This is a genomic window from Pantoea sp. X-Soil-OKNW-556 (assembly GCF_059730695.1).
The window spans coordinates 84,863-104,481 of sequence record NZ_AP035994.1; the positions used below are offsets into that span (position 1 = coordinate 84,863).

The 19,619-nt window shown below is 53.7% G+C and carries 19 protein-coding genes and 1 pseudogene; 12 read left to right on the forward strand and 8 right to left on the reverse strand.

All coding sequences use genetic code 11. The features are described 5' to 3' along the window. Positions 1-23: 23 nt before the first annotated feature. A complete protein-coding gene (gene ptsP / locus AC6I8T_RS26855) occupies positions 24-2,534 on the reverse strand; it encodes a phosphoenolpyruvate--protein phosphotransferase (protein ID WP_497834881.1) in 2,511 nt (836 codons plus the stop codon). Between the two features lie 395 nt (positions 2,535-2,929). On the opposite strand from ptsP, the gene AC6I8T_RS26860 reads away from it, so the two are divergent. After that, positions 2,930-3,679, forward strand: coding sequence for a phosphatase (locus AC6I8T_RS26860; RefSeq protein ID WP_208727361.1), 750 nt, complete (start codon positions 2,930-2,932; stop codon positions 3,677-3,679). On the opposite strand, the gene AC6I8T_RS26865 is transcribed toward AC6I8T_RS26860, so the two are convergent. The 5 genes from AC6I8T_RS26865 to AC6I8T_RS26885 form a co-directional block, all read right to left on the reverse strand. After that, positions 3,676-4,065, reverse strand: coding sequence for a PTS fructose transporter subunit IIB (locus AC6I8T_RS26865; RefSeq protein WP_021185456.1), 390 nt, complete (start codon positions 4,063-4,065; stop codon positions 3,676-3,678). The two genes, AC6I8T_RS26860 and AC6I8T_RS26865, sit on opposite strands and share 4 nt — an antisense overlap. Beyond that, on the reverse strand, positions 4,062-4,916 hold the full coding sequence (locus tag AC6I8T_RS26870) for a helix-turn-helix transcriptional regulator (protein WP_497834882.1): 855 nt from the start codon (positions 4,914-4,916) through the stop codon (positions 4,062-4,064). Before AC6I8T_RS26870 ends, AC6I8T_RS26865 begins: the two co-directional genes overlap by 4 nt. Before the next feature lie 8 nt (positions 4,917-4,924). Then, entirely contained in the window at positions 4,925-5,944 is a 1,020-nt protein-coding gene (locus AC6I8T_RS26875) for a PTS fructose transporter subunit IIC (protein WP_208727188.1), read from the reverse strand. A 26-nt stretch (positions 5,945-5,970) separates the two neighbouring features. Then, positions 5,971-7,533, reverse strand: a complete 1,563-nt coding sequence (locus AC6I8T_RS26880) for a PTS sugar transporter subunit IIA (protein WP_208727186.1) — start codon at positions 7,531-7,533, stop codon at positions 5,971-5,973. 275 nt (positions 7,534-7,808) lie between these two features. After that, on the reverse strand, positions 7,809-8,696 hold the full coding sequence (locus AC6I8T_RS26885) for a LysR family transcriptional regulator (protein ID WP_021185460.1): 888 nt from the start codon (positions 8,694-8,696) through the stop codon (positions 7,809-7,811). A gap of 365 nt (positions 8,697-9,061) precedes the next feature. Between AC6I8T_RS26885 and AC6I8T_RS26890 the strand changes: the two genes are divergently transcribed. The 4 genes from AC6I8T_RS26890 to AC6I8T_RS26905 are packed head-to-tail and all read left to right on the forward strand — an operon-like array spanning position 9,062 to position 14,142. Beyond that, a complete protein-coding gene (locus AC6I8T_RS26890; protein ID WP_021185461.1) occupies positions 9,062-9,520 on the forward strand; it encodes a (2Fe-2S)-binding protein in 459 nt (152 codons plus the stop codon). After that, positions 9,517-11,757 carry a xanthine dehydrogenase family protein molybdopterin-binding subunit gene (locus AC6I8T_RS26895; protein ID WP_208727184.1) on the forward strand — a complete coding sequence of 747 codons (2,241 nt, stop codon included), beginning with the start codon at positions 9,517-9,519 and terminating at the stop codon, positions 11,755-11,757. Before AC6I8T_RS26890 ends, AC6I8T_RS26895 begins: the two co-directional genes overlap by 4 nt. An 18-nt stretch (positions 11,758-11,775) precedes the next feature. Further along, positions 11,776-13,104: a c-type cytochrome gene (locus tag AC6I8T_RS26900; RefSeq protein WP_208727182.1), complete on the forward strand. Its 1,329-nt coding sequence runs from the start codon at positions 11,776-11,778 to the stop codon at positions 13,102-13,104. Between the two features lie 18 nt (positions 13,105-13,122). Beyond that, a complete protein-coding gene (locus AC6I8T_RS26905; RefSeq protein WP_244634111.1) occupies positions 13,123-14,142 on the forward strand; it encodes an XdhC family protein in 1,020 nt (339 codons plus the stop codon). Here the strand turns inward: AC6I8T_RS26905 and AC6I8T_RS26910 are convergent. Next, entirely contained in the window at positions 14,094-15,038 is a 945-nt protein-coding gene (locus AC6I8T_RS26910) for a GlxA family transcriptional regulator (RefSeq protein WP_021185465.1), read from the reverse strand. The genes AC6I8T_RS26905 and AC6I8T_RS26910 overlap by 49 nt on opposite strands. Positions 15,039-15,216: 178 nt before the next feature. Between AC6I8T_RS26910 and AC6I8T_RS26915 the strand changes: the two genes are divergently transcribed. Next, a complete protein-coding gene (locus AC6I8T_RS26915; RefSeq protein WP_208727180.1) occupies positions 15,217-16,023 on the forward strand; it encodes an SDR family NAD(P)-dependent oxidoreductase in 807 nt (268 codons plus the stop codon). A 1-nt stretch (position 16,024) separates the two neighbouring features. Further along, on the forward strand, positions 16,025-16,567 hold the full coding sequence (locus AC6I8T_RS26920; protein WP_208727178.1) for a carboxymuconolactone decarboxylase family protein: 543 nt from the start codon (positions 16,025-16,027) through the stop codon (positions 16,565-16,567). Between the two features lie 49 nt (positions 16,568-16,616). Here the strand turns inward: AC6I8T_RS26920 and AC6I8T_RS26925 are convergent, their stop codons facing one another. Beyond that, positions 16,617-17,246 carry a LysE family translocator gene (locus AC6I8T_RS26925; protein WP_208727359.1) on the reverse strand — a complete coding sequence of 210 codons (630 nt, stop codon included), beginning with the start codon at positions 17,244-17,246 and terminating at the stop codon, positions 16,617-16,619. A 115-nt stretch (positions 17,247-17,361) separates the two neighbouring features. Between AC6I8T_RS26925 and AC6I8T_RS26930 the strand changes: the two genes are divergently transcribed. The 5 genes and pseudogenes from AC6I8T_RS26930 to AC6I8T_RS26950 form a co-directional block, all read left to right on the forward strand. After that, complete coding sequence (locus AC6I8T_RS26930; RefSeq protein WP_497831352.1) at positions 17,362-17,757, forward strand: ACT domain-containing protein; 396 nt, start codon at positions 17,362-17,364, stop codon at positions 17,755-17,757. A gap of 7 nt (positions 17,758-17,764) precedes the next feature. Then, positions 17,765-18,487 (forward strand): metallophosphoesterase, encoded by a 723-nt coding sequence (locus tag AC6I8T_RS26935; protein ID WP_208727177.1) that lies wholly within the window; start codon positions 17,765-17,767, stop codon positions 18,485-18,487. A 50-nt stretch (positions 18,488-18,537) separates the two neighbouring features. Then, positions 18,538-19,080, forward strand: a complete 543-nt coding sequence (locus AC6I8T_RS26940) for a DUF924 family protein (protein WP_208727175.1) — start codon at positions 18,538-18,540, stop codon at positions 19,078-19,080. Positions 19,081-19,160: 80 nt separating this feature from the next. After that, on the forward strand, positions 19,161-19,379 hold the full coding sequence (gene vapB, locus AC6I8T_RS26945) for a type II toxin-antitoxin system VapB family antitoxin (RefSeq protein WP_497834883.1): 219 nt from the start codon (positions 19,161-19,163) through the stop codon (positions 19,377-19,379). Continuing rightward, positions 19,376-19,477: pseudogene (locus AC6I8T_RS26950) on the forward strand (VapC toxin family PIN domain ribonuclease); the annotation flags it as partial. The gene vapB and the pseudogene AC6I8T_RS26950, both read left to right, overlap by 4 nt. Positions 19,478-19,619 lie beyond the last annotated feature (142 nt).

Sequence of the window (19,619 nt, forward strand, 5' to 3'; positions counted from 1 at the left end):
AAAATATTGATCTGACCTTGAATTTATACGTCTAATGTTCTGGTCATCAGGTTGTAGAGTAGGGTGACGTTATCGGCATTCTTTATTGCATCGCGGAACTCCTCTTTCATTAATGTTCTGGCAAGAATGGAGAAATATTTCATATGTTGTTGGGGATCGGCAGATTTGTTGACCGTCAGCATAAAGACGGTAGCCACTTCCTGGTCTCCCCAAAGAATGGGTTTCGCAAGTGTTGCCATGCTGATGGTGGAGTAGCCAATATGATCGGATTTGGTATGGGGGATGGCGAAACCATAGCCAACGGCAGTGGAGAAGGAATCTTCCCGCGCCCAGATATCGTCACATAACTGTTCCCGGTTATCGGTGCGATGGTGCAGCCAGAGGTTATCGGTCATCTTTTTAATGACTTCGTTTTTATCGCTGGCCTCAAGACCGCACAGGATAAATTCGGGTGCCAGCAGCGGTCGGGTGCTGACCGCTTTGACATCCGGCGTTTGCAAGGCGGCTTTGACTGCCGCTGAACGTTTAAGCTGCACCGTCTGCTGGGCTAACTGCTGGCATTTGGTGAAATTCAATTCGCGTAGTGCATGCTTGACGCCAGGAATGGCGGTGTTGCTCATACTGAGTTCGTCAAAGCCCATACCGGTGAATAACGGCAGGAAGTCCGGGCTGGCCCCCAGTTCGCCACAGATGCCGATCCACTTGCCTGCGCGATGTACTTCCTGCGCCGCGAATTGCATAGCCCGTATAAATGAGGGCGCATAGTTGTCATAAACCTCTGCAACCTGGCGATTGCCACGGTCGGCGGCAAAAAAGTATTGCGTCAGGTCATTGCTGCCCACACTAAAAAAGTCAGCATATTCAGCGATTTCCGGGATGGCGAAGATGACGGAAGGCACCTCCAGCATCACACCCAGCTCAATACCCGCGTTATACGCCAGCCCTGCGTGATTCATCTCCTGCATAACACCTGCCAGTACCTCACGACACCAGATGACCTCCTCGACGTTCGAGATCATTGGAATCATGATTTTGGCGTTGCCGTGTGCCGAGGCGGTCAGAATCGCTTGCAACTGCATGGCGAATAAATCCTGATAGCGCCGATAGGTACGGACTGCGCGAAAGCCCAGAAACGGGTTTTCCTCGTCGCCGATACTGAGGTAGTCCACCGGTTTATCGCCGCCGATATCGAAGGTGCGAAAGATTACCGGCTTGTTTTCTGCGCGAATGGCGACCTGGGTATAGAGTTCTGCCAGTTCGGCATAATCAGGCGGTGTTTCCCGGTCCATAAATGACATTTCGGTACGAAACAGGCCGATGCCTTCGGCACCGTTGTCAAACGCCGCGTTAGCTTCTGCCAGACTGGCGATATTGGCGGCAATCTCCACACGGTGCCCGTCGGCGCTAGTGGCGGTTTGGTTGACCGTCGCCAGCATCTGTTGCTGCATCTTCTGCTGAACGGACATTTCATGATGGTAATAGCGCAGCACGCGCGCATCAGGCGCAGTAATTAAGATGCCGGGATTACCGTCAATAATAATTTCCTGCTGTGCGTCAAGACGTAGTGCGTGAAAATCAATATCCGTTAAGGTTGGAATACCCAACGAACGCGCCAGGATTGCGGTGTGTGATGTTTTTCCCGTGGAGGATAACACCAGACCGGCCAGCCAACGTTTGTCGATGCTGAGAAATTTACTCGGTGTCAGGTTGTCGGCTAAAATTATTGACGGTTGTTGTAAGTCGAGGTTGTTTTTCGGCAATACATCATCACCATACAGGGTGACTAATAATTGGCTGGTAATATCAAAGACGTCGAGGGTTCTTTCTTTGATATATTTACTGGCTGATCGGTTGAGTACGTCACAAAAATCCATAGCAGATAAAATAATGGCCTGCCAACCATTTTTACCCCTGTCGATATAATTTATGATGGCATTTTGAAAGCTGATATCTGTCATTATTGATAAATGAGCCTGGACAATATCGTGCTCAACGCCAGATGTGCTTTCCAGCGCAGAGATTTTTTCATTTTTCAGGATTTCGATACCTTCAATGACGGCATTTTTTTCCTGTTGCAGCGGATATTTCTGCGTTGGGCTGCGCGTCAGCATCTCAGCAAAAGAAAGGCTGCGAACCACCACCGGTTTGGCGATCGCCACGCCGCCACTGATGCGTGAACCCTGAATAAAATTGAGCTGTGTTTCTCGCAGTGAGCGTGGCAAATAGCCCGCTGGTGCGGCGCTTTCCTCGGTCGGTGACACCTCAAATTCAGGCAGTTTTTTCAGTAAGGCAGATAATTGATTTGCCGCAGCCAGGGCATCCTCTCCGCTAATGGTAATGGCGCAGATGTCATTGAATAAGGTATCGGTGCCGACCAATGACAAGGCACTTTTCGCATTTCCTTCAAGACCAGTACGGCTATTTTCCCAGCACACGTTGGATTGAAAAGAATTACAAAGACGCTCGATGTGCCCCGCCGGTCTGGCATGAATTCCCTCGCTGAGATCACATTGATAGCTTATTAATTCTGACATAACCACTCCCAATAAATCTTTAAGGTAGACGCTGATAATTTTTTCTGGTCAGGCGCGCAATTCCGTACTTGATGATTTATATCCTTCCGTTTTCATCGAGGGCTTTGAATAGAAAAAAAGTGTCATTTACTTAAAAAAAGCACTCTGATTACTCATTTGTGAGCATGATCATAAATTAATTAATTGCGTAGGCGGTGTGACAAAATTGCTACTGAATGATCATTTTTACCCTTTATTTTTACCCTCCAGAGCTAGCTTAATGTTGGTACTGTGCGTAGCGGCGCGATTTATCGCACTTTTTAAATACGCGCGATAAATCGCGCCGCTACGAAATTATGCAGGATTAATCAGAAAGAAATTATTGCGTGACAGTTCTGACAATAAAAGGAAGGATGATGTACAACGTTGATCTTCATATGCATACCGTAGCCAGCACCCACGCTTACAGCACGGTGCATGATTATATTGCTGCCGCCACGCGTAAAAATCTTAAATTAATCGCCATCACGGACCACGGACCGGAAATGGTCGATGCTCCTCATGCTTTTCACTTCAGCAACATGCGTATTCTGCCGCGGGTGGTCGATGGGGTGGGGATTTTGCGCGGTATTGAAGCGAACATCAAAGCGGGCGGTGAGACGGATTGCAGCGAGAAAATGCGCGCAGCGCTGGACCTGGTCATTGCCGGGTTTCACAAACAGGTGTTCGCTCCGGCGGATATTGTGACCCATACCGATGCGCTGATCGCGGTGATGACCAGCGGTAAGGTGCATATCATCAGCCACCCGGGTAATCCCGAATACCCCATTGATATCCCAGCGGTGGTCGAAGCGGCGAAAGCCTGTAATGTGGCCCTCGAGGTTAATAACGCCTCGTTTGTCCATTCCCGACGTGGCAGTGAAGGCAATTGTCGCAAGATTGTTGCTGCTGTGCGCGACAGCGGGGGGCTGATCTCCCTCGGCACTGACTCTCACTCCGCCTTTACGCTGGGCGACTTCAGTGCCTGCCTGCCGCTGCTGCAACAGGCAGATTTTCCAGCCGACAGGATTCTGAATGCTTCGCCGTGGCGCGTCCTTGCGTTTCTTGAGCGGCACGGCGGGGAAAGAATCGAGGAAATTTATGCGGCGTTGAATGCGGCAGGCTAGAGGTCGATGACGTTGCCTCTGGGCAGGCTCAGTGACTTGCGAATCGCGGAAATCACTTCCGTCGGCCGCAGCAGCAGGGAGTTAATGCAGATGTTCAGCACCCGACAGCCTTCGAAGCGCAATGGCTGATCGATAGTGATATCAGAGGCGATGATCACCAGGTCAGCATCGAGGATATTTTTTCCGCTAATCTGATTTTTCAACCCCAATACGCCCTGAGTCTCAATTTTGATTGAGAAATTATAGGTTTTCGCCAGCTTTTCCAGTTGTTCGGCTGCCATATAAGTATGGGCCACACCGGTGGCACAGGCGGTAACCGCCACGATATACAGGTTACGTTCGCTGGAGAAGGGGTGTACTTCGTCTTTTGCTGCTCGGCTCATCATATACTTACTCCCTTATTCTTACGCCGGTACTCAAGCGGCGTACAGTCATTGATGTCCCGGAACACCTTGCAGAAATAGTTGGTATCGGTGAAACCACACTTCTCTGAGACTTCATTAATTTTCAGGTTGGTGCTGGTCAGCAAGGTTTTCGAACGCGATATCCGGGCTAACTTGAGGTATTCATTGAATTTTACGTCTGACTCTCGGGAAAAAAGGCGCGACAGATAACCGGGGGAGATGTTGAATGTCGCTGCGACGCTCTCCCGATTAATATCCGCCTGGTAATGGCTATCAATATGACTTTTGATCTCATCCAGCAGGGAGAGCGGCCCCTGGGCATTGCTCATGCCATCGGTGATTTGGTGCAGCAGGTCATTCAGCAACGCATAGACAATATGGGCGAAGGTTTCACCCCTGTTGTTGTGCACCCACGCCAGCGATTCCGCCAGTTCAAGCAGACGGTCGCGCACCGAGCTGCTGGAGTTCTCAAGATTAAATTTCTCCACTTCTTTGAACTGCGTACCATCCCAGTTGCTGATGCTGAAACCCACATCCTGCTTCCAGAACACAATCGACATGCAGATCACCGGGGTGCCCCATAACGGAGAGTTCCAGCTATTGGCGGGGATATAGGTGACCGTGCCGACCGGCCGTTGATATTTGACGATCTTATCTTCCCCTTTCGGCAGCAGCATGCTGAGGCTGCCTTTCACCGTCAGCTCGATACGCGGCACATGCAGATGGTAGGCCATCGCCGGTGGCCGGGCTTTGCCATTTGCCACCAGCACGCTGTCGCTGGTGGAACATTGCATACTGAACTCGCTCAAAATCGACTGGATAAATGCGCTCATAGCCTGCCTTATGCCTGCGGTTTAACGACGGTTTTCAGCACCTTAACCGCCAGTGCCGTAGTGACGGTCCCGGCGGCGACGGCCACGATATAGCCCAAATGATTACCGACCACCGGCAGGACGATCAGACCGCCCCAGGGGGCAGCATTGGTGGCACCAAACCACAATGAAATCACGGCAGCCACTGCGCTGCCGAGCATAATCGCCGGGATCACCCGCAGCGGATCGGCGGCCGCAAATGGGATCGCCCCTTCGGTGATACCCATGAAACCCATAATCACCGCAGGCTTACCCGCCTCGCGTTCAACGTCGTTAAAAATCCCCTTAAACAGGAAGGTGGCCAGCGCCAGTCCGAGGGGTGGCGTACAGTCGGCGGCAGCGACCGCAGCCATCAATTGTGGGTTGGTGGAGATGAGCGCGACAGCAAAGAAAAACGCGGTTTTATTCATTGGGCCGCCCATATCCACGGCGATCATGCAACCCAACACGCTGCCGAGAATGATAAACGACGCCCCTTGCATATTGCCGAGCCAGACACTGAGCCATTTCATTAGCCCGGCGACCGGATCGCCGATAATGTAATAAACCGCCATCCCGGTGAGAAAAGTACCGACCAGCGGGATGATAAAAATCGGCAGCACCATGCGCAGGAAATGCGGGATTTTCAGGCGGTCGATGATCGTCAGCAGTCCCCAGACAATCAGCCCGGCCAGCACGCCAGCCAACATACCACCTAAAAATCCGGCCCCCATTTGATACGCCATCAGCCCACCAATGGCACCGGGGGCGATACCGGGTTTATCCACCATCGAATAGGCAATAAAACCGGCGAGAATTGGAATAAACAGGGTCAGACCCGCCAGACCGATCTGCGACATCGCTTTAAGAAAGCCGTGATCGGGGATCGCCGCCTGGCCGTTGAACATCACCGCCAGCGCCAGCAGGACACCACCTGCCACCACAAACGGAATCATGTACGACACCCCGGTCATAAAATGTCTTTTGGTATTTTTTAATAGTTTTAACATACCCGCCTCATCATCGCGTTTGGCAACTAGCCCGCTAAGGTACTGATTATCAGGTGGTAGAGCACATCAGGTGTGGCTGCGCTTTTGGCTTTGGCGACAAATTCGTCGTTCATCAGCATCCGCGCCAGCGTGGAAAAATATTTCATGTGCTCGTTTTCCGCTGCGGCCTGGCTGATGGTCAACATAAACACCGTATCCACCGACACCCCGCCCCAGACAACGGGCTGGTGCAGTGTCGCGACGCTGATGGTGGAATCGAGAATGGCATCGCTGCGGGCGTGCGGAATAGCAAAGCCAGAACCGACCACGGTGGGGAAGGGAACCTCCCGTGACCAGATATCCTGGCACAGCTTATCCCGGCAGTCGGTGCGTTGGTGTAGCCACAGGTTATCGACCATTTTTTTGATCACTTCGTTTTTGTCGCACGCATCCAACCCCCACAAGATCATGTCCGGCGTCAACAGAGGCTTATCTGTGCGGGTGGAGGGCCTCTTCAGGCGCATTTGTTGTTGCACGTCTTTTTCATGACGGTAATAACGCAGGATCTTGTCATCCGCGCGGGTGATCAGCAGCCCCAGATCGCCATCGAGCACCATCTCTTGCCGAGGTGAAAATGGCTGAGTGGCAAAATTAATATCAGCAAGGGTAGGGATGCCCTGAGAACGGGCGAGAATAGCCGTATGCGATGTTTTGCCGGTGGAGGACAAGATAAGACCGGCGAGATGTTGTTTGTTGAGCGCCAGGAACTGGCCGGGCGTCAGGCTATCGGCAATCACCAGGGCCGGCTCATCTAATGACAGCGCAGGTGGCAACCCAGACTGAGCACCGTATATCTCGACCAGCAGTTGCGTGGCGATGTCCAGCATATCCAGCGTGCGTTCCTGAATATAATGGCTGGATGAGCGTTCGAGGATGGCGCTGAAGCCCATCGCCGCGGTGATAATGGCAGACCAGGCATTCATCTGCGCATCAAGATAGCTGATGATGCTGTCGCGAAAGGCACTGTCGGTAATAAATAACAAATGGGCTTCGAGCAGGTCCTGCTCAATACCCCGGGCGACTGCCAGCGCCGCTTCTTTATTGATCCGCAGCATTCGCAGCCCCTCCGTCAGACGCGCTATCTCCGTCTCACGGTTAGCGGTAGTGTCAGGGCCACGGGTCAGTAACTCACCAAAGGTTACCCCCTTGAGCACTCGCGGTTTGGCGATGGCGATACCGCCGCTGATGCGAACGCCGGTCAGATATTGCGGTTGCAGTTCGTGCAGACAGCGCGGGAGGGAACCGTTAGTGACGGCCAGCGCCGGCTCAACAAGGGTGGTAAACGCCGGAAGGTTATTCAGCAAAGCTTGCAGGGCGACAGAGGCGGAGAGCGCGTCAGCACCGTGCAACGTAATCAGACAGCTATCGTCCAGCAGCGTATCTGTGGCGATCAGGGAGAGGGCACTTTTGGCGTTTGCTTCCAGCGCGGTTCGGCTGTTTTGCCACACCACCTCGCACTGAAAGGTGTTGCACAGACGCGCGATATGCCCGGCAGGTCTGGCGTGGATCCCCTCGCTTATCTCGCATTGATAAGTTATTTCCACCACCATTCAGACTCCAGGCATAAGGTCAATACGCGGGTTGACCGGTTTGAGTTATCGCTCCGGTGGCGGGTATCTTTAACCGTTTAAGTAAACGCTAATATAGTAAAAACGTTACCTTTTCTGGAAAATAGTGACCTGATGATGAATTTGTGACACTTGTCATATTAAAAGGCGACCGCATCCAGGCGGGCGCATTGTTTTTATTATCAATATTGATTGGGAGCGATCAGCGAGGGATTGCGGCACAGGTCACAATTTTAAAGTTTTTGCCTTTTTCAGCATCAACGAATTTTTCCCCGGTATCTGACGGCGTCAACAAAGGCGGCGAAGGCGGAGGAGGTATTACGCCGATTCGGATAATAAAGGTGAAAACCTTCAAACATCGGGCTCCAGTCAGACAGCACTTCCACCAGACGTCCGGCTTCAATGTGCGGCTGAGCCATCGAATCTGGTACATAGGCCAGCCCGATACCATCCAGCGCGCCATTCATCACATGCAGGATGCTGTTCGATATTAACGGGCCGTTGACCCGAATATTCAATTTCCGCCCTTCCTTTTCAAACTCCCAGGCATAAACACTGCCCGCGGGAGAGTGGCGGATATTGATGCAGCGATGCCGGGCAAGATCCTGTGGGGTCAATGGCGCCGGATTGGCCTGAAAATATTCCGGTGTGCCGACCACCGCCAGCCGCCAGTCAGGTCCCATACGCACCGCAATCATATCTTTGCTAATCGACTCACCCAACCGGATACCGGCGTCAAAACGTTCGGAGACGATATTGGTAAAACCATAGTCAATGCAGATCTCAATACTGATATCCGGATATTGCGCCAGAAAAGCGGGCAACATCGGACGTAATAAATCTTCAGCTGCATTATCAGAACAGGTAATACGAATATTACCTGCGGGTGTGTCGCGTAATTCAGCAATCCGTTCTATTTCACTGTTTATCTGCTCAAACAGCGGGGCGACGGAGAGTAATAATTTCTCACCGGCTTCTGTGGGAGCAACATTGCGCGTGGTACGCGCCAGCAAGCGAACGCCAATTCTTTCCTCAAGATTGCGCATGGTATGGCTCAAAGCCGAAGGGCTGACACCAAGAAGGGCCGCAGCACGGGTGAAGCTTCTCTCTCTGGCTACGGTGATAAACGCCTGGATATCATTCATTAAATCTGCGCCTTATTTGTGATTATTTTTCACAACCAGGTGCAAATTATCCCATTTGTTCGAGGTAATCCACGTCATTTACCCTTGAGGTTGTTGTTCAGCACAGAATATTAAACAGAAGTGTTGAATAAGAATATTTCTCATTGGCAAACCGATAAACCTTGATTGGTGAATTTTTTTCATAACGGCATTTCGATATTCACTATTAAACATTGCGCTACGCTTAATAATAATCACGACTTAGGTATGTCCACGATTCCTTTCCGTGCGGAATTCAATGTCGTTGTAGAAATCATTATATTACGACTTTCCATTCTGGCTATTTTCCCGCTCTGACTTTTCTCACTTTTTAATACCGGAGACCTATGGAACTGCACATTAATAACAAAATCTGGCAGGTCGATGCAGAGGGTGATACGCCGCTGCTGTGGGTAATCCGCGACGATCTGGGGATGACCGGGACCAAGTATGGCTGCGGTCTGGCGCAATGCGGCGCCTGTTCGGTAATGATTGACGGTCAGATTACCCGCGCGTGTGTCACGCCGATTGATAAGTTGGCTGGCAAGCAGATCACCACCATTGAAGCGATTGAAGCCGATGAAATGGGTAAACGCGTGGTCGAGGCCTGGGTTAAGTATCAGGTGCCGCAGTGTGGCTATTGTCAGTCAGGGCAGGTGATGGCGGCGACAGCGTTACTCAAACAACATGCTCATCCCTCAGACGCACAGATTGCCGCCGCAATGGTGAACCTGTGTCGCTGTGGCACCTATAACGCCATCAGTGCGGCCATTCATGATGTGGCTGGTAAGGGAGAAACAGCATGAGCGACCACGACGAAGTGATGGCATCGCTGAGCGAGGATCGGCCCGCGAACCTCTCCCGGCGGCGTTTTCTGGTGGCAACTGGCACTGTGGCGGGTGCGTTGGTGCTGGGTATTGGCTTACCTGTTGCGCAAAGTCGTGCACAAACCACTGGCGCTGTACCCGCTCCGGGCACGCTGGTTCCGGCTTTTCTCGAGATTCGACCGGATGGCTCGGTAAAGTTCCTCTCGCCCTTTATCGAAGGCGGGCAGGGCATTTTTACCGCAATGGCGCAGATTGTCGGTGAAGAACTGGATGCCGATCCCGCCAGCTTCGTGGTGGAAAATGCACCGGCAGGTTCCCAGTATAAAGTGATGGATAGCGGGTTGCGCATTACCGGCGGTAGCCAGTCGGTGCGCACCAGCTACACCACCATGCGCCGTCTCGGCGCGCTGGCGCGGCAGATGTTGCTTCAGGCGGCGGCCACTACGCTGTCTGTCCCCATTGAGCGTCTGCGTACCGAACCCGGCAAAGTGATCCATGACGATTCAGGCCGTTCGCTCTCTTATGGTGAGCTGGCTGCGCGGGCGCGTGATTTGCCGGTTCCGTCACCGGATTCGGTGCGCCTGAAGGACCCCGCGCAGTTTCGCTGGATTGGCAAACCGGTGCCGCGTCTGGATATGCATGAAAAATCGACCGGTCAGGCGATTTATACCATCGATTGTCGCGTAGATGACATGCTGCATGCGGCGGTGCAGCATGCGCCACGCCTGGGGCTGAGCGTTGGCCCGTTGCGCAATGCCGAGCAGGTGAAGGCGATGAAAGGGGTACATTCGGTGCATGTGCTGCCGGGTGCGGTGGCGGTCGTGGCCGAGCGTTGGTGGCAGGCGAAGCGTGCTGTTGAAACCTTGCAGGTCGAGTGGCAGGAACCTCAGACGCCGGACGGTCGTTATATGCCTGCTGACTTCTCCTCAGCGGACTTTGCCGATGCGCTGGCGAAAGAACCGGGTAACGGTGAAGACGCGGAAGTCACAGGTAACATCACCGAGGGAATGTCAGCGGCGAAAACCACGCTGAGCGCGACCTATCACAGCCAGTATCTTAATCACGCCCAACTGGAGCCGCCCTCCGCGCTGGCGCGCTTTAATCCCGACGGCACCCTGGAGTTGTGGCTACCTAATCAGGCTCCGGAAATGTTCCAGGCCGATGCGGCGAAACGGACCGGTCTGCCCGCAGAAAAAATCATTATCCATTCGCCACTGCTGGGGGGCTTTTTTGGCCGCCATTTTGTCTATGACACCGCTATGGTCTATCCCCAGGCCATTCAACTGGCACAGGCGGTCGGTCGCCCGGTTAAGGTGATCTGGAGCCGCGAAGAGGAGTTTTTACGCGATACCCATCGACCGATGGCAGCGGTGCGTTTTCGTGCCGGTCTGGATGATAAAGGCTATCCGCTGGCGCTGGAGGCGATCAGCATTTGTGAAGGCCCGACAGAAGGACTGGCCGGGAAACACGGTGCCAAACTGGACCCAACGGCAGTAGAAGGTCTGGCGGGGAAATCCTACTCAATCCCCCATGTACGCATCGCCCAGATCTACAAAAAAGGCCCGGTAAGGCTGGGCTACTGGCGTTCAGTAGGCAATTCGATGAACGATTTTCTCTACGAGTGTTTCCTTGATGAGATTGCTGATCAAGGCAAGATTGATCCCTTCGCTTTGCGTCTGCATTTGTTACAGGGTAACGAACGGCTGACCAAACTGCTCAATACCGTGGCGGAGATGTCCGGGGGATGGCAGGCCGGGCCTTACACCGCCGCAGATGGCAGCCGCCGCGCCCGCGGTGTCGCGATGGCTTCGCCGTTCGGCACTGAAGCGGCAGCGATTGCCGAAGTGTCGATTGAAAACGGCCAGGTCAAGGTTCATCAGGTGTGGGAAGCCGTCGACCCTGGCAGCATCGTCAATCCGGCGATCGTCGAGGCGCAGGTCAATGGCGCGATAGCGCTTGGACTTTCTCAGGTACTGCTTGAGGAGAGCGTGTATGAGAAGGGGCAACCGGTGGCGCGTAACTACGATATGTACCCGATTCTGCCGCCCTCACGCATGGCAAAGGTAGAAGTACGCATCGTGGAGAGCGGGGCGAAGATGGGGGGTATCGGTGAACCGCCATTGCCTGCGATTCCTCCGGCGGTCGCCAATGCGGTTTCCCGGTTGACCGGGCAACGTATCCGTTCAATGCCGCTTTCACACTATGATTTCACCTGAGCCTGAGGGATGGATGACATGACGATAAAAAGGCTTAGCCTGATCCTGATTGGTGTGTTGTGCGTGGTCGCAGGCGCGCTGCTGTGGTTGCTGCGCACGCCTTCTTCCACCTTTGATGGCGCAAATGCGGATCAACCTCCGGTTTCTGCCGAGCTGATCCGTCGGGGCGAGTACGTTGCCCGGCTTAGCGATTGTGTGGCCTGCCACAGTACACCGGACAGCGCGCCGTTCAGCGGTGGGCTGGCGATGGCGACACCGGTGGGTAAAATCTATACCACCAACATCACTCCGGACCCGGAAACGGGAATCGGTAACTATTCACTGGCTGATTTTGATCGCGCCGTGCGACATGGCGTGGCGCGTGATGGTCACCGCCTCTACCCGGCGATGCCTTTTCCTTCCTATCAGAAGCTCACGGATGAGGATGTTGCGGCGCTTTACGCCTTTATGATGCATGACGTCAAACCGGTATCCCGCCAGAATCGCGCCAGTGAGATCCCCTGGCCGCTGAATATGCGCTGGCCGCTGGCGGTGTGGAGCGCGGCTTTCTCGCGTGGTGGACCGCAACAGCCGGTGGCAAATCAGGATGCGGTGTGGAATCGCGGTGCTTATCTGGTGGAAGGTCCGGGACATTGCGGCAGTTGCCATACGCCGCGTGGACTGGCGTTTAATGAGAAAGCCCTCGATGCCAGCAGCCCGGATTATCTGGCGGGAGCGCTGCTGGATGGCTGGTATGCGCCCAGTCTGCGTAACGATGCCAACACCGGCATCAGCCGTTGGAGCGAAGCGGATGTCGTTGAATTCCTGAAGAATGGCCGCAACCAGCATGCCGTGGTGTTTGGTTCAATGGCTGATGCATTTAACAACTCAACGCAGTTTATGCGTGACGATGACCTGCGCGCCATTGCCCACTATCTGAAGTCTCTGCCGCCGGGCAGTAACAACAGTGGCAAGGGTTGGCAGTATCAGCATGACGATGCGCCAGCCACCCCCGGTAGCCAGACCTATATGGCGCGATGCAGCAGCTGTCATGGCCCGGATGGACGAGGGCAGGCACCGTGGATCCCGCCGCTGGCCGGGGCAACGTCGATGCAGGTCGATACCGCTTCCTCAATCAACGTGCTGCTCAACGGTTCGGCACGCGTGGTGGCGGATGGCGTGCCTGATGCCTATCGTATGCCGCCGTATCGGAAACAACTTACCGATCAGGAAGCGGCGGATGTGCTGAATTTTATTCGTTCTTCATGGGGCAATCAGGGTGAAAAAACCGATGCGCAGGCGGTCGGCGAATTACGCGCCAAAACCGACCCGGCCAGCAGCAACGTCATCATCCTGCAAATGCGTTAGCCACAGCCGTCAGGAGAAATGATGCAGAATCTTGATGTGCAGGTCATCAGTACCGCCCGGCAGTGGGCGGAAGCGCATGAGCTATGGCTGTGTACCGTACTGAGCACCTACGGCTCCTCACCGCGACCACCGGGGGCGATGATGGTGATCCGCAAAGACGGGCAATATTGTGGTTCGCTTTCCGGTGGCTGTGTGGAAGAGAGTTTTATCGCGCGGATTCGTGACGATGCCTTTTCGGCGTCGAGCCAGCTGGTACGTTATGGTGATGACGGGCTGGCACCTGACCGGGCGCTACCGTGCGGTGGGGTGCTGGATATTCTGGTGGAAAGGCTGCTCCCTGGTCGTGAGGCTATCGGTTATCTGGGGCAGATGCACGATGCCCTGGTCAGTGCGACGGCGCTGACCAAAAGGATCACCCTGCCTGCGCCATGTATTTCACTCGAACCGGCTGCGTATCGCAGTCGGACCGCGACCCACATCGAGGGGGATGAGGTGACGTTGACCCTCTCTGCACCGCCCAGGCTGGTGATCGGCGGCTTGTCGAGCGTCGCGGTATATTGCGCCAATTTCGCGCTGGCGCTGGGGTTTGAAACCCTCGTCTGCGAACACCGTGAGGATGTTCTGAGCAATCTGGCTGCGGATCTGGATGCTGGCGTGACGCTGATAAAGCTGTTCCCGGCGGTTTATCTTGAGCGCGAGGGGTGCCATCCGGCCACCGCGATCCTGTCGTTAACCCATGATCCGCGTATCGATGATCTGACCATGATGGAAGCCGTCAACCTGCCGGCTTTCTATATCGGCGCAATGGGTTCGCACCAGAACAGCCAACGCCGCAAAGAAAGGCTGGTGCGGTATGGCGATGTTGCACCGCATCAGTTAAGCCGCCTCCATGCCCCGGTTGGGCTGGCGATTGGCAGCAAAACCCCGGCGGAAATTGCGTTGTCGATTATGGCCGATATCGTGCGCCATAAAAATGGTCTGGCGAGTGATCAGGCATCCTTCTTTCCGGTGCGCAGCGCCTGCGGAGGGATGCCGTAGCCCCGCATAAAAACATCACGCATGTGGCGGCGATCGCGAAATCCTGAATCTCGCGCCACCACGTCCAGCGACAGTCGGGTTTGTTCTATCAACAGCCGCGCGGCTTCAAGGCGTAAACGCTCGATGACGCGCGCCGGTGATTTCCCTGTCTCAGCCAAAAACAGGCGGTTCAGTTGCCTCGAACTCAGATGTACCGCATCCGCGAGTTGCTCGACGGAGAGTGATTTGGTGAGGTTGCTGCGGATATATTCAATCGCGGTTTGCAGGCGATCGCTGCGGGGTGACAGGGCCAGCAGTTCCGAATGCTGGCGCTGACCGCCCGAACGTCGTTGGTTCATCACCATACGCTGAGCAATGCTGCGGGCAACCTCGCTACCATGATCTTTTTCCACCATCGCCAGCACCATATCGAGGCCAGCCGTCATCCCGGCAGAGGTCCAGATCTGGTGATCAATGATATAAATCAGGTCGTCTTCGGTTCTGATGGTGGGATGCAATGTTTTCAGGCTCTGCGCATAAGCCCAATGGGTGGTCGCCCGGCGTTCAGAAAGTAATCCAGCCTGCGCCAGTACGAAAGCACCGGTGCAAATGCCTGCGACGCGGCGCGCCCGCAAGGCGTGATTTTTCAGGAAATGAACCACCCGCTCGCTAGCCGGAAGTGTGACCGGCGTGAGCACCCCGCCAATTAGCCAGGTATCAGCAGAAGCCTCATCGCTTAAGGCAATGGTCGTCACACTGATGCCAAAGGAAGAGGAAACCTGACCGCCGTGCTCGGAGTAAACCGCACATTGATAAAAAGGCTCGCCAAGCACTAAGTTGGCAAACTCGAAAATGGTCAGTGTCGATAACGCCAGTGACTGAAACTGGTCGGCAATCAGCAATCCAACCCGATGCATTTTGGGATCCTTGTATTGGCAACCACATCGATGGGCAAACCATCCTGAAAGAATCAGGCCCTGCAATCAATCTCTTTTGGGCAAAAAAATGTCCGAAATCGTACCCTTCTACGTCATTTTCTCCCTCCTACTATGGCGTAACCTCAATGCATCCAACACATCATGCAAGGTGAATGAGATGAGTGATGCAACGAAAGGCACTGCGGTGGTGACAGGCGCGTCGACCGGGATGGGGGCCATTTATGCCGCCAGACTGGCAAAGATGGGATATGACCTGATCATTGTCGCCCGAAACCACAATCGTCTGAACCAGATGGCCAGCCATATCACAGCGGATAGCCAGCGTAACGTGGAAGTGGTGGCCGCAGACTTGAACGACGCCGGGCAACTGGCGGCGCTGGAGATGAAGTTACGCCATGATGCCAGCATTACGTTATTAGTGAATAACGCCGGTATCGGCACGCACACGCCATTGGTGGACAGCGATGTCGACCAAATGACGACGATGATTAATCTCAACGTCACCGCGTTGACCCGGCTGACTTACGCCGTTGTGCCAGGATTTATCAGCCGGGGGCGGGGGGCTATCATCAATATTGCTTCGATTGTCGGCATCGCGCCTGAGATCCTGAACGGGGTGTATGGTGGGAGCAAGGCCTATGTGCTGGCATTCAGCCAGTCTCTTCATCATGAGTTAGCTGATAAAGGGATTCAGGTTCAGGTGGTGCTGCCCAGCGCGACAGCGACCCCCTTCTGGGATAACGGCGGTTTGCCGTTAAGTCAGCTCGACCCGGAGATTGTGATGAAAGCCGAAGACATGGTCGATGCCGCCCTGACCGGATTCCTGCATGGTGAGCTGATCACCATCCCGTCACTGCATGACGAAAGCCGTTTGCAGCAATGGGAACAGGCACGTCAGACCGTGATTCAGGACTTTTCACACAATATCCCGGCCGCGCGTTACCTGGGATCACAGGAGAAATAAGATGAGTCGTTTACATACGGATTCACTTGAGGAAGCGAGTGGCAAAGCCGCAGAATTGTTCAAAGGTATTAAGCAGGCGATGGGTAAAGTCCCGAATGCTTATCTGACCATTGGCAGCAATGCCCCTGATATTCTGGCGCAAACCTTACAGCTTAACGCGGCGCTGTCCAGGAGTAGTCTCAGCGCGCGTGAGCGAGAGGCGATTAACCTCGCGGTCAGTGAGGAAAGTGGCTGTGATTATTGCCTTGCTGCACATACGCCGCAAGCGATCAAAGCCGGTTACAGCGAGGCGCAGACGCTTGAATTGCGTCAGGGATTTCTGGTCGATGATGCCAGAATCGATGCGCTGGTGAAGTTTGTACAACTGTTGGTATCAACGCGCGGCACGTTATCCGCCCATCATGTCAGTGCATTTCGTGACGCCGGTTTTAATGACCAGCAAGTGGTTGAAACCATCGGTGTGGTGACCGCGATTCTGTTCACCAACATGATTAATCGGGTCAATGATACCGAAGTTGATTTTCCGCCGATTTCATCACTGTAGGGTTATGACCAGACAGGCTTTTCAGCACGGAAGCCTGCCTGGTTGATGGTTATTTCTGAAACGCGGTGAAGATAATTTTAACCCCTAACAACACCAGAATCGCCGAAGAAATGGTGTCAATGGCGCGCTTAAGGCGCAGGTAAATATCCCGTGGTCTTTTCGAGGACAATAAAATAGCCACCAGTGAATACCATCCGGCATCAATCACAAATGCCATCAGCGGAATAATGTAATAGAAATAGCCGGGGATCTCTTTGGGCAACAACGCGGTAAAAATGGAGGCAAAGACCAGGGCGGTTTTCGGATTACTCAACTGGGTCAATAATCCGTCACGCCAGGTGCCCAGCAAGGAGTGCGCTTCGGATAAGGATTCAGACGTCACGCTAAAGGGTTTTGATGCATTCTTCGCGATTTTATAGCCCATCCAGATAAGATAGAGGCCACCAGCAATTTTCAATCCGGTAAATAATTCGGGCAATGCAATCAGAATTCTTTCCAGACCAAACATCGCCATGATGGAAAAGATCGCCGCCCCGGTTCCCATGCCGAGTGCAGTTAACAGGCCATGTAATCGCGAGCGTGCGACGGCATTACGGGCAACGTAGATAAAACTTGGACCAGGGCTGATCACGCCCATAATTAAAACCGCAGCAATCGCCATCAAACTCGACAACAACATAGTTTCTCCAATCATCACCCTGAAATTATAGGATGCAGAATACACGCCAGGCAGGACTGGGGCTATCCTGTTGTTGGGATCGCAACCAACGACCATGATGACAAGAGAGAAAATGATGTCAGGTGAAAATAATCTCCAGGTTTTGCTGCGCACGGCGACGCCCCGACGCAATGAGGGGCAATATGTATTTTGTACGTTGCAGCAACCGGCGGCTGAGTTGCTGGCACAGGCGGTGGTTGTGGTGCAGGAGCGTGAAGGGACTACGCTGGTGCTGCCGCAGGCGGTGGCGCAGGCACGGGACATCGATTATGACTACCTCGCCGGATGGATCACTCTCGAAGTCCATTCTTCACTCGCCGCCGTGGGCCTGACTGCGGCATTTTCTACGGCTCTGGCAGAGGAGGGCATCAGCTGTAACGTGGTGGCTGGTTACTACCATGATCATATTTTTGTCGCCTGGGACGATACCGAGCGCGCCATCGCCGTGATTCGTTCCCTTGCCGCACGCTGAGGTCAATATGCTGGTCGCGCAAGTTTCAGATATTCATGCTTCCCCCGACAATGACAATCTGCAACGGTTTGATAAGGCGCTTGCCTGGCTCGATCAGCTTAAGCCGGACGTGCTGGTGCTGAGCGGTGATGTAATTGATAACCAGTGGCTTGACGGGTATTCGCAGATTGCAGAGCGGCTGAGCAGCAAAAAATGGTGTTCGCGGATACTTCCTGGTAATTCCGATGATCGCCGCCAGATGCGTGCTGTCTGGGGGGCTGCTGCCGCAGATGAGTTTCTGCACTTCAATTATGATGCTGGAGTTCTTCGTCTGATCGGCCTGGACTCCACGTTGGTGAACACGACCGCAGGTAGTGTAGTCAACCATATTGCCTGGCTGGAGCAACAACTCCGGGATATCCATACGTCACCAGCGCTGCTATTTCTGCATCATCATGTTTTTGCTTCGGGGATCCCCTCGCTGGACAAGACGATGTGTGCAGGGACTGCGGAACTGGCCGCGCTGCTCAGGCATATGCCCGGCAAGGTTCTGGCAATTGCCACCGGGCATGTCCACCGACCGATCGCCGGGTCATTAGCCGGTGTTCCGGCGTATATCTGCGGCTCGCTGTGCCCGGCAAATCCCGTCTGGTTTGGTACAGATACGATCCCCCCGGTTAACGATCCGCCGGCGCTGATGATTCATCGCTATGTGGATAATGTGTTGACCAGTCACCATGTTTCCCTCTGACGTACAGGAACATTCCGTTGCGGCGCGATTTATCGCGCGGGGGTTAAGTCATGAATTACGAAGATGTTCTCCAGTTCTGGTTCAGTCGTACCAGCAAAGATAAATGGTTCAAAAACGATCAGGCGTTTGACGACGAAATACGCCGGTTATTTGGCCGTTGCTGGGAGTCCGCCTGCCGAGGCGAACTGTTTACCTGGCGTGAAAATCTCTATGGCCGGCTTGCTGAAATCATTGTTCTCGACCAATTTTCCCGCAACCTGAATCGTCAGAGTAGCGCCGCCTGGCAGCAGGATGGCATGGCCTTGATCCTTGCTCAGGAGGCATTAAAGCTTGAAGGATGGGAATATCTCACGCTCGACGAAAAGGGGTTTATGTTAATGCCTTGGATGCACTCGGAGTCGGTGGACATTCATGAAAAAGCGGTAGAACTGTTTGCACAACTTAAAGGTGGCTCGTATGCACAAAGTGAGCGGGAACATCGCGAAATTATCCTGAGGTTTGGCCGCTATCCACATCGTAATGCGCTATTGGGCAGGGCGTCATCGGCTGATGAACGGGACTTCCTGGAGAAACAGCGCTTATCTTTCTTCTGAATCCGGTCATATCCAGGAACCATATATCTGAATAGGCGCGTGGTGCGTTTAAGTCAGGCTGAACAGCCAGGAGAACCGTTTTGATTTTTAAAAAAGGTAACAATCGTGCTCTTCGTTTGCCGTGCGATTTCGATGTTGAAGGCGTTAGTGAGCTGGAGATTATTAGTGCAGGTGACAGCATTTTTTTACGTCCGGTTCAGCCGACCTGGAGTTCGTTCAGTCAATTTGAAAAGGCTGACGCAGATTTTATGACAGAGCGCGAGGACATTGTCAGCGACGAAGGACGCTTTGAACTGTGAATAAGACCTACATGCTGGACGCGAACATCTGCTCATTTATCATGCGTGAGCAACCGGAGGTGGTGATCACTCGTCTTGAGCAAAGCGTGTTGTGCGGGTAACTAATCTCATGCTGGAGGACTGGAGTCACCAGTGATTTGGTCTGGAAGAGAAGACATGATCACCTCCTGGACCGCTGTCATGCTGTTTCCCGCCCGCGAAAAGGACCCGCTATGGTAAGCTTCCAAAAAGGTACGTAAG

What these genes read in the sequence shown, in the direction of transcription:
- ptsP (WP_497834881.1), bottom strand. Translation starts at nt 2,534, where the DNA reads ATGTCAGAATTAATAAGCTATCAATGTGATCTCAGCGAGGGAATTCAT.
- AC6I8T_RS26860 (WP_208727361.1), top strand. Translation starts at nt 2,930, where the DNA reads ATGTACAACGTTGATCTTCATATGCATACCGTAGCCAGCACCCACGCT.
- AC6I8T_RS26865 (WP_021185456.1), bottom strand. Translation starts at nt 4,065, where the DNA reads ATGATGAGCCGAGCAGCAAAAGACGAAGTACACCCCTTCTCCAGCGAA.
- AC6I8T_RS26870 (WP_497834882.1), bottom strand. Translation starts at nt 4,916, where the DNA reads ATGAGCGCATTTATCCAGTCGATTTTGAGCGAGTTCAGTATGCAATGT.
- AC6I8T_RS26875 (WP_208727188.1), bottom strand. Translation starts at nt 5,944, where the DNA reads ATGTTAAAACTATTAAAAAATACCAAAAGACATTTTATGACCGGGGTG.
- AC6I8T_RS26880 (WP_208727186.1), bottom strand. Translation starts at nt 7,533, where the DNA reads ATGGTGGTGGAAATAACTTATCAATGCGAGATAAGCGAGGGGATCCAC.
- AC6I8T_RS26885 (WP_021185460.1), bottom strand. Translation starts at nt 8,696, where the DNA reads ATGAATGATATCCAGGCGTTTATCACCGTAGCCAGAGAGAGAAGCTTC.
- AC6I8T_RS26890 (WP_021185461.1), top strand. Translation starts at nt 9,062, where the DNA reads ATGGAACTGCACATTAATAACAAAATCTGGCAGGTCGATGCAGAGGGT.
- AC6I8T_RS26895 (WP_208727184.1), top strand. Translation starts at nt 9,517, where the DNA reads ATGAGCGACCACGACGAAGTGATGGCATCGCTGAGCGAGGATCGGCCC.
- AC6I8T_RS26900 (WP_208727182.1), top strand. Translation starts at nt 11,776, where the DNA reads ATGACGATAAAAAGGCTTAGCCTGATCCTGATTGGTGTGTTGTGCGTG.
- AC6I8T_RS26905 (WP_244634111.1), top strand. Translation starts at nt 13,123, where the DNA reads ATGATGCAGAATCTTGATGTGCAGGTCATCAGTACCGCCCGGCAGTGG.
- AC6I8T_RS26910 (WP_021185465.1), bottom strand. Translation starts at nt 15,038, where the DNA reads ATGCATCGGGTTGGATTGCTGATTGCCGACCAGTTTCAGTCACTGGCG.
- AC6I8T_RS26915 (WP_208727180.1), top strand. Translation starts at nt 15,217, where the DNA reads ATGAGTGATGCAACGAAAGGCACTGCGGTGGTGACAGGCGCGTCGACC.
- AC6I8T_RS26920 (WP_208727178.1), top strand. Translation starts at nt 16,025, where the DNA reads ATGAGTCGTTTACATACGGATTCACTTGAGGAAGCGAGTGGCAAAGCC.
- AC6I8T_RS26925 (WP_208727359.1), bottom strand. Translation starts at nt 17,246, where the DNA reads ATGTTGTTGTCGAGTTTGATGGCGATTGCTGCGGTTTTAATTATGGGC.
- AC6I8T_RS26930 (WP_497831352.1), top strand. Translation starts at nt 17,362, where the DNA reads ATGTCAGGTGAAAATAATCTCCAGGTTTTGCTGCGCACGGCGACGCCC.
- AC6I8T_RS26935 (WP_208727177.1), top strand. Translation starts at nt 17,765, where the DNA reads ATGCTGGTCGCGCAAGTTTCAGATATTCATGCTTCCCCCGACAATGAC.
- AC6I8T_RS26940 (WP_208727175.1), top strand. Translation starts at nt 18,538, where the DNA reads ATGAATTACGAAGATGTTCTCCAGTTCTGGTTCAGTCGTACCAGCAAA.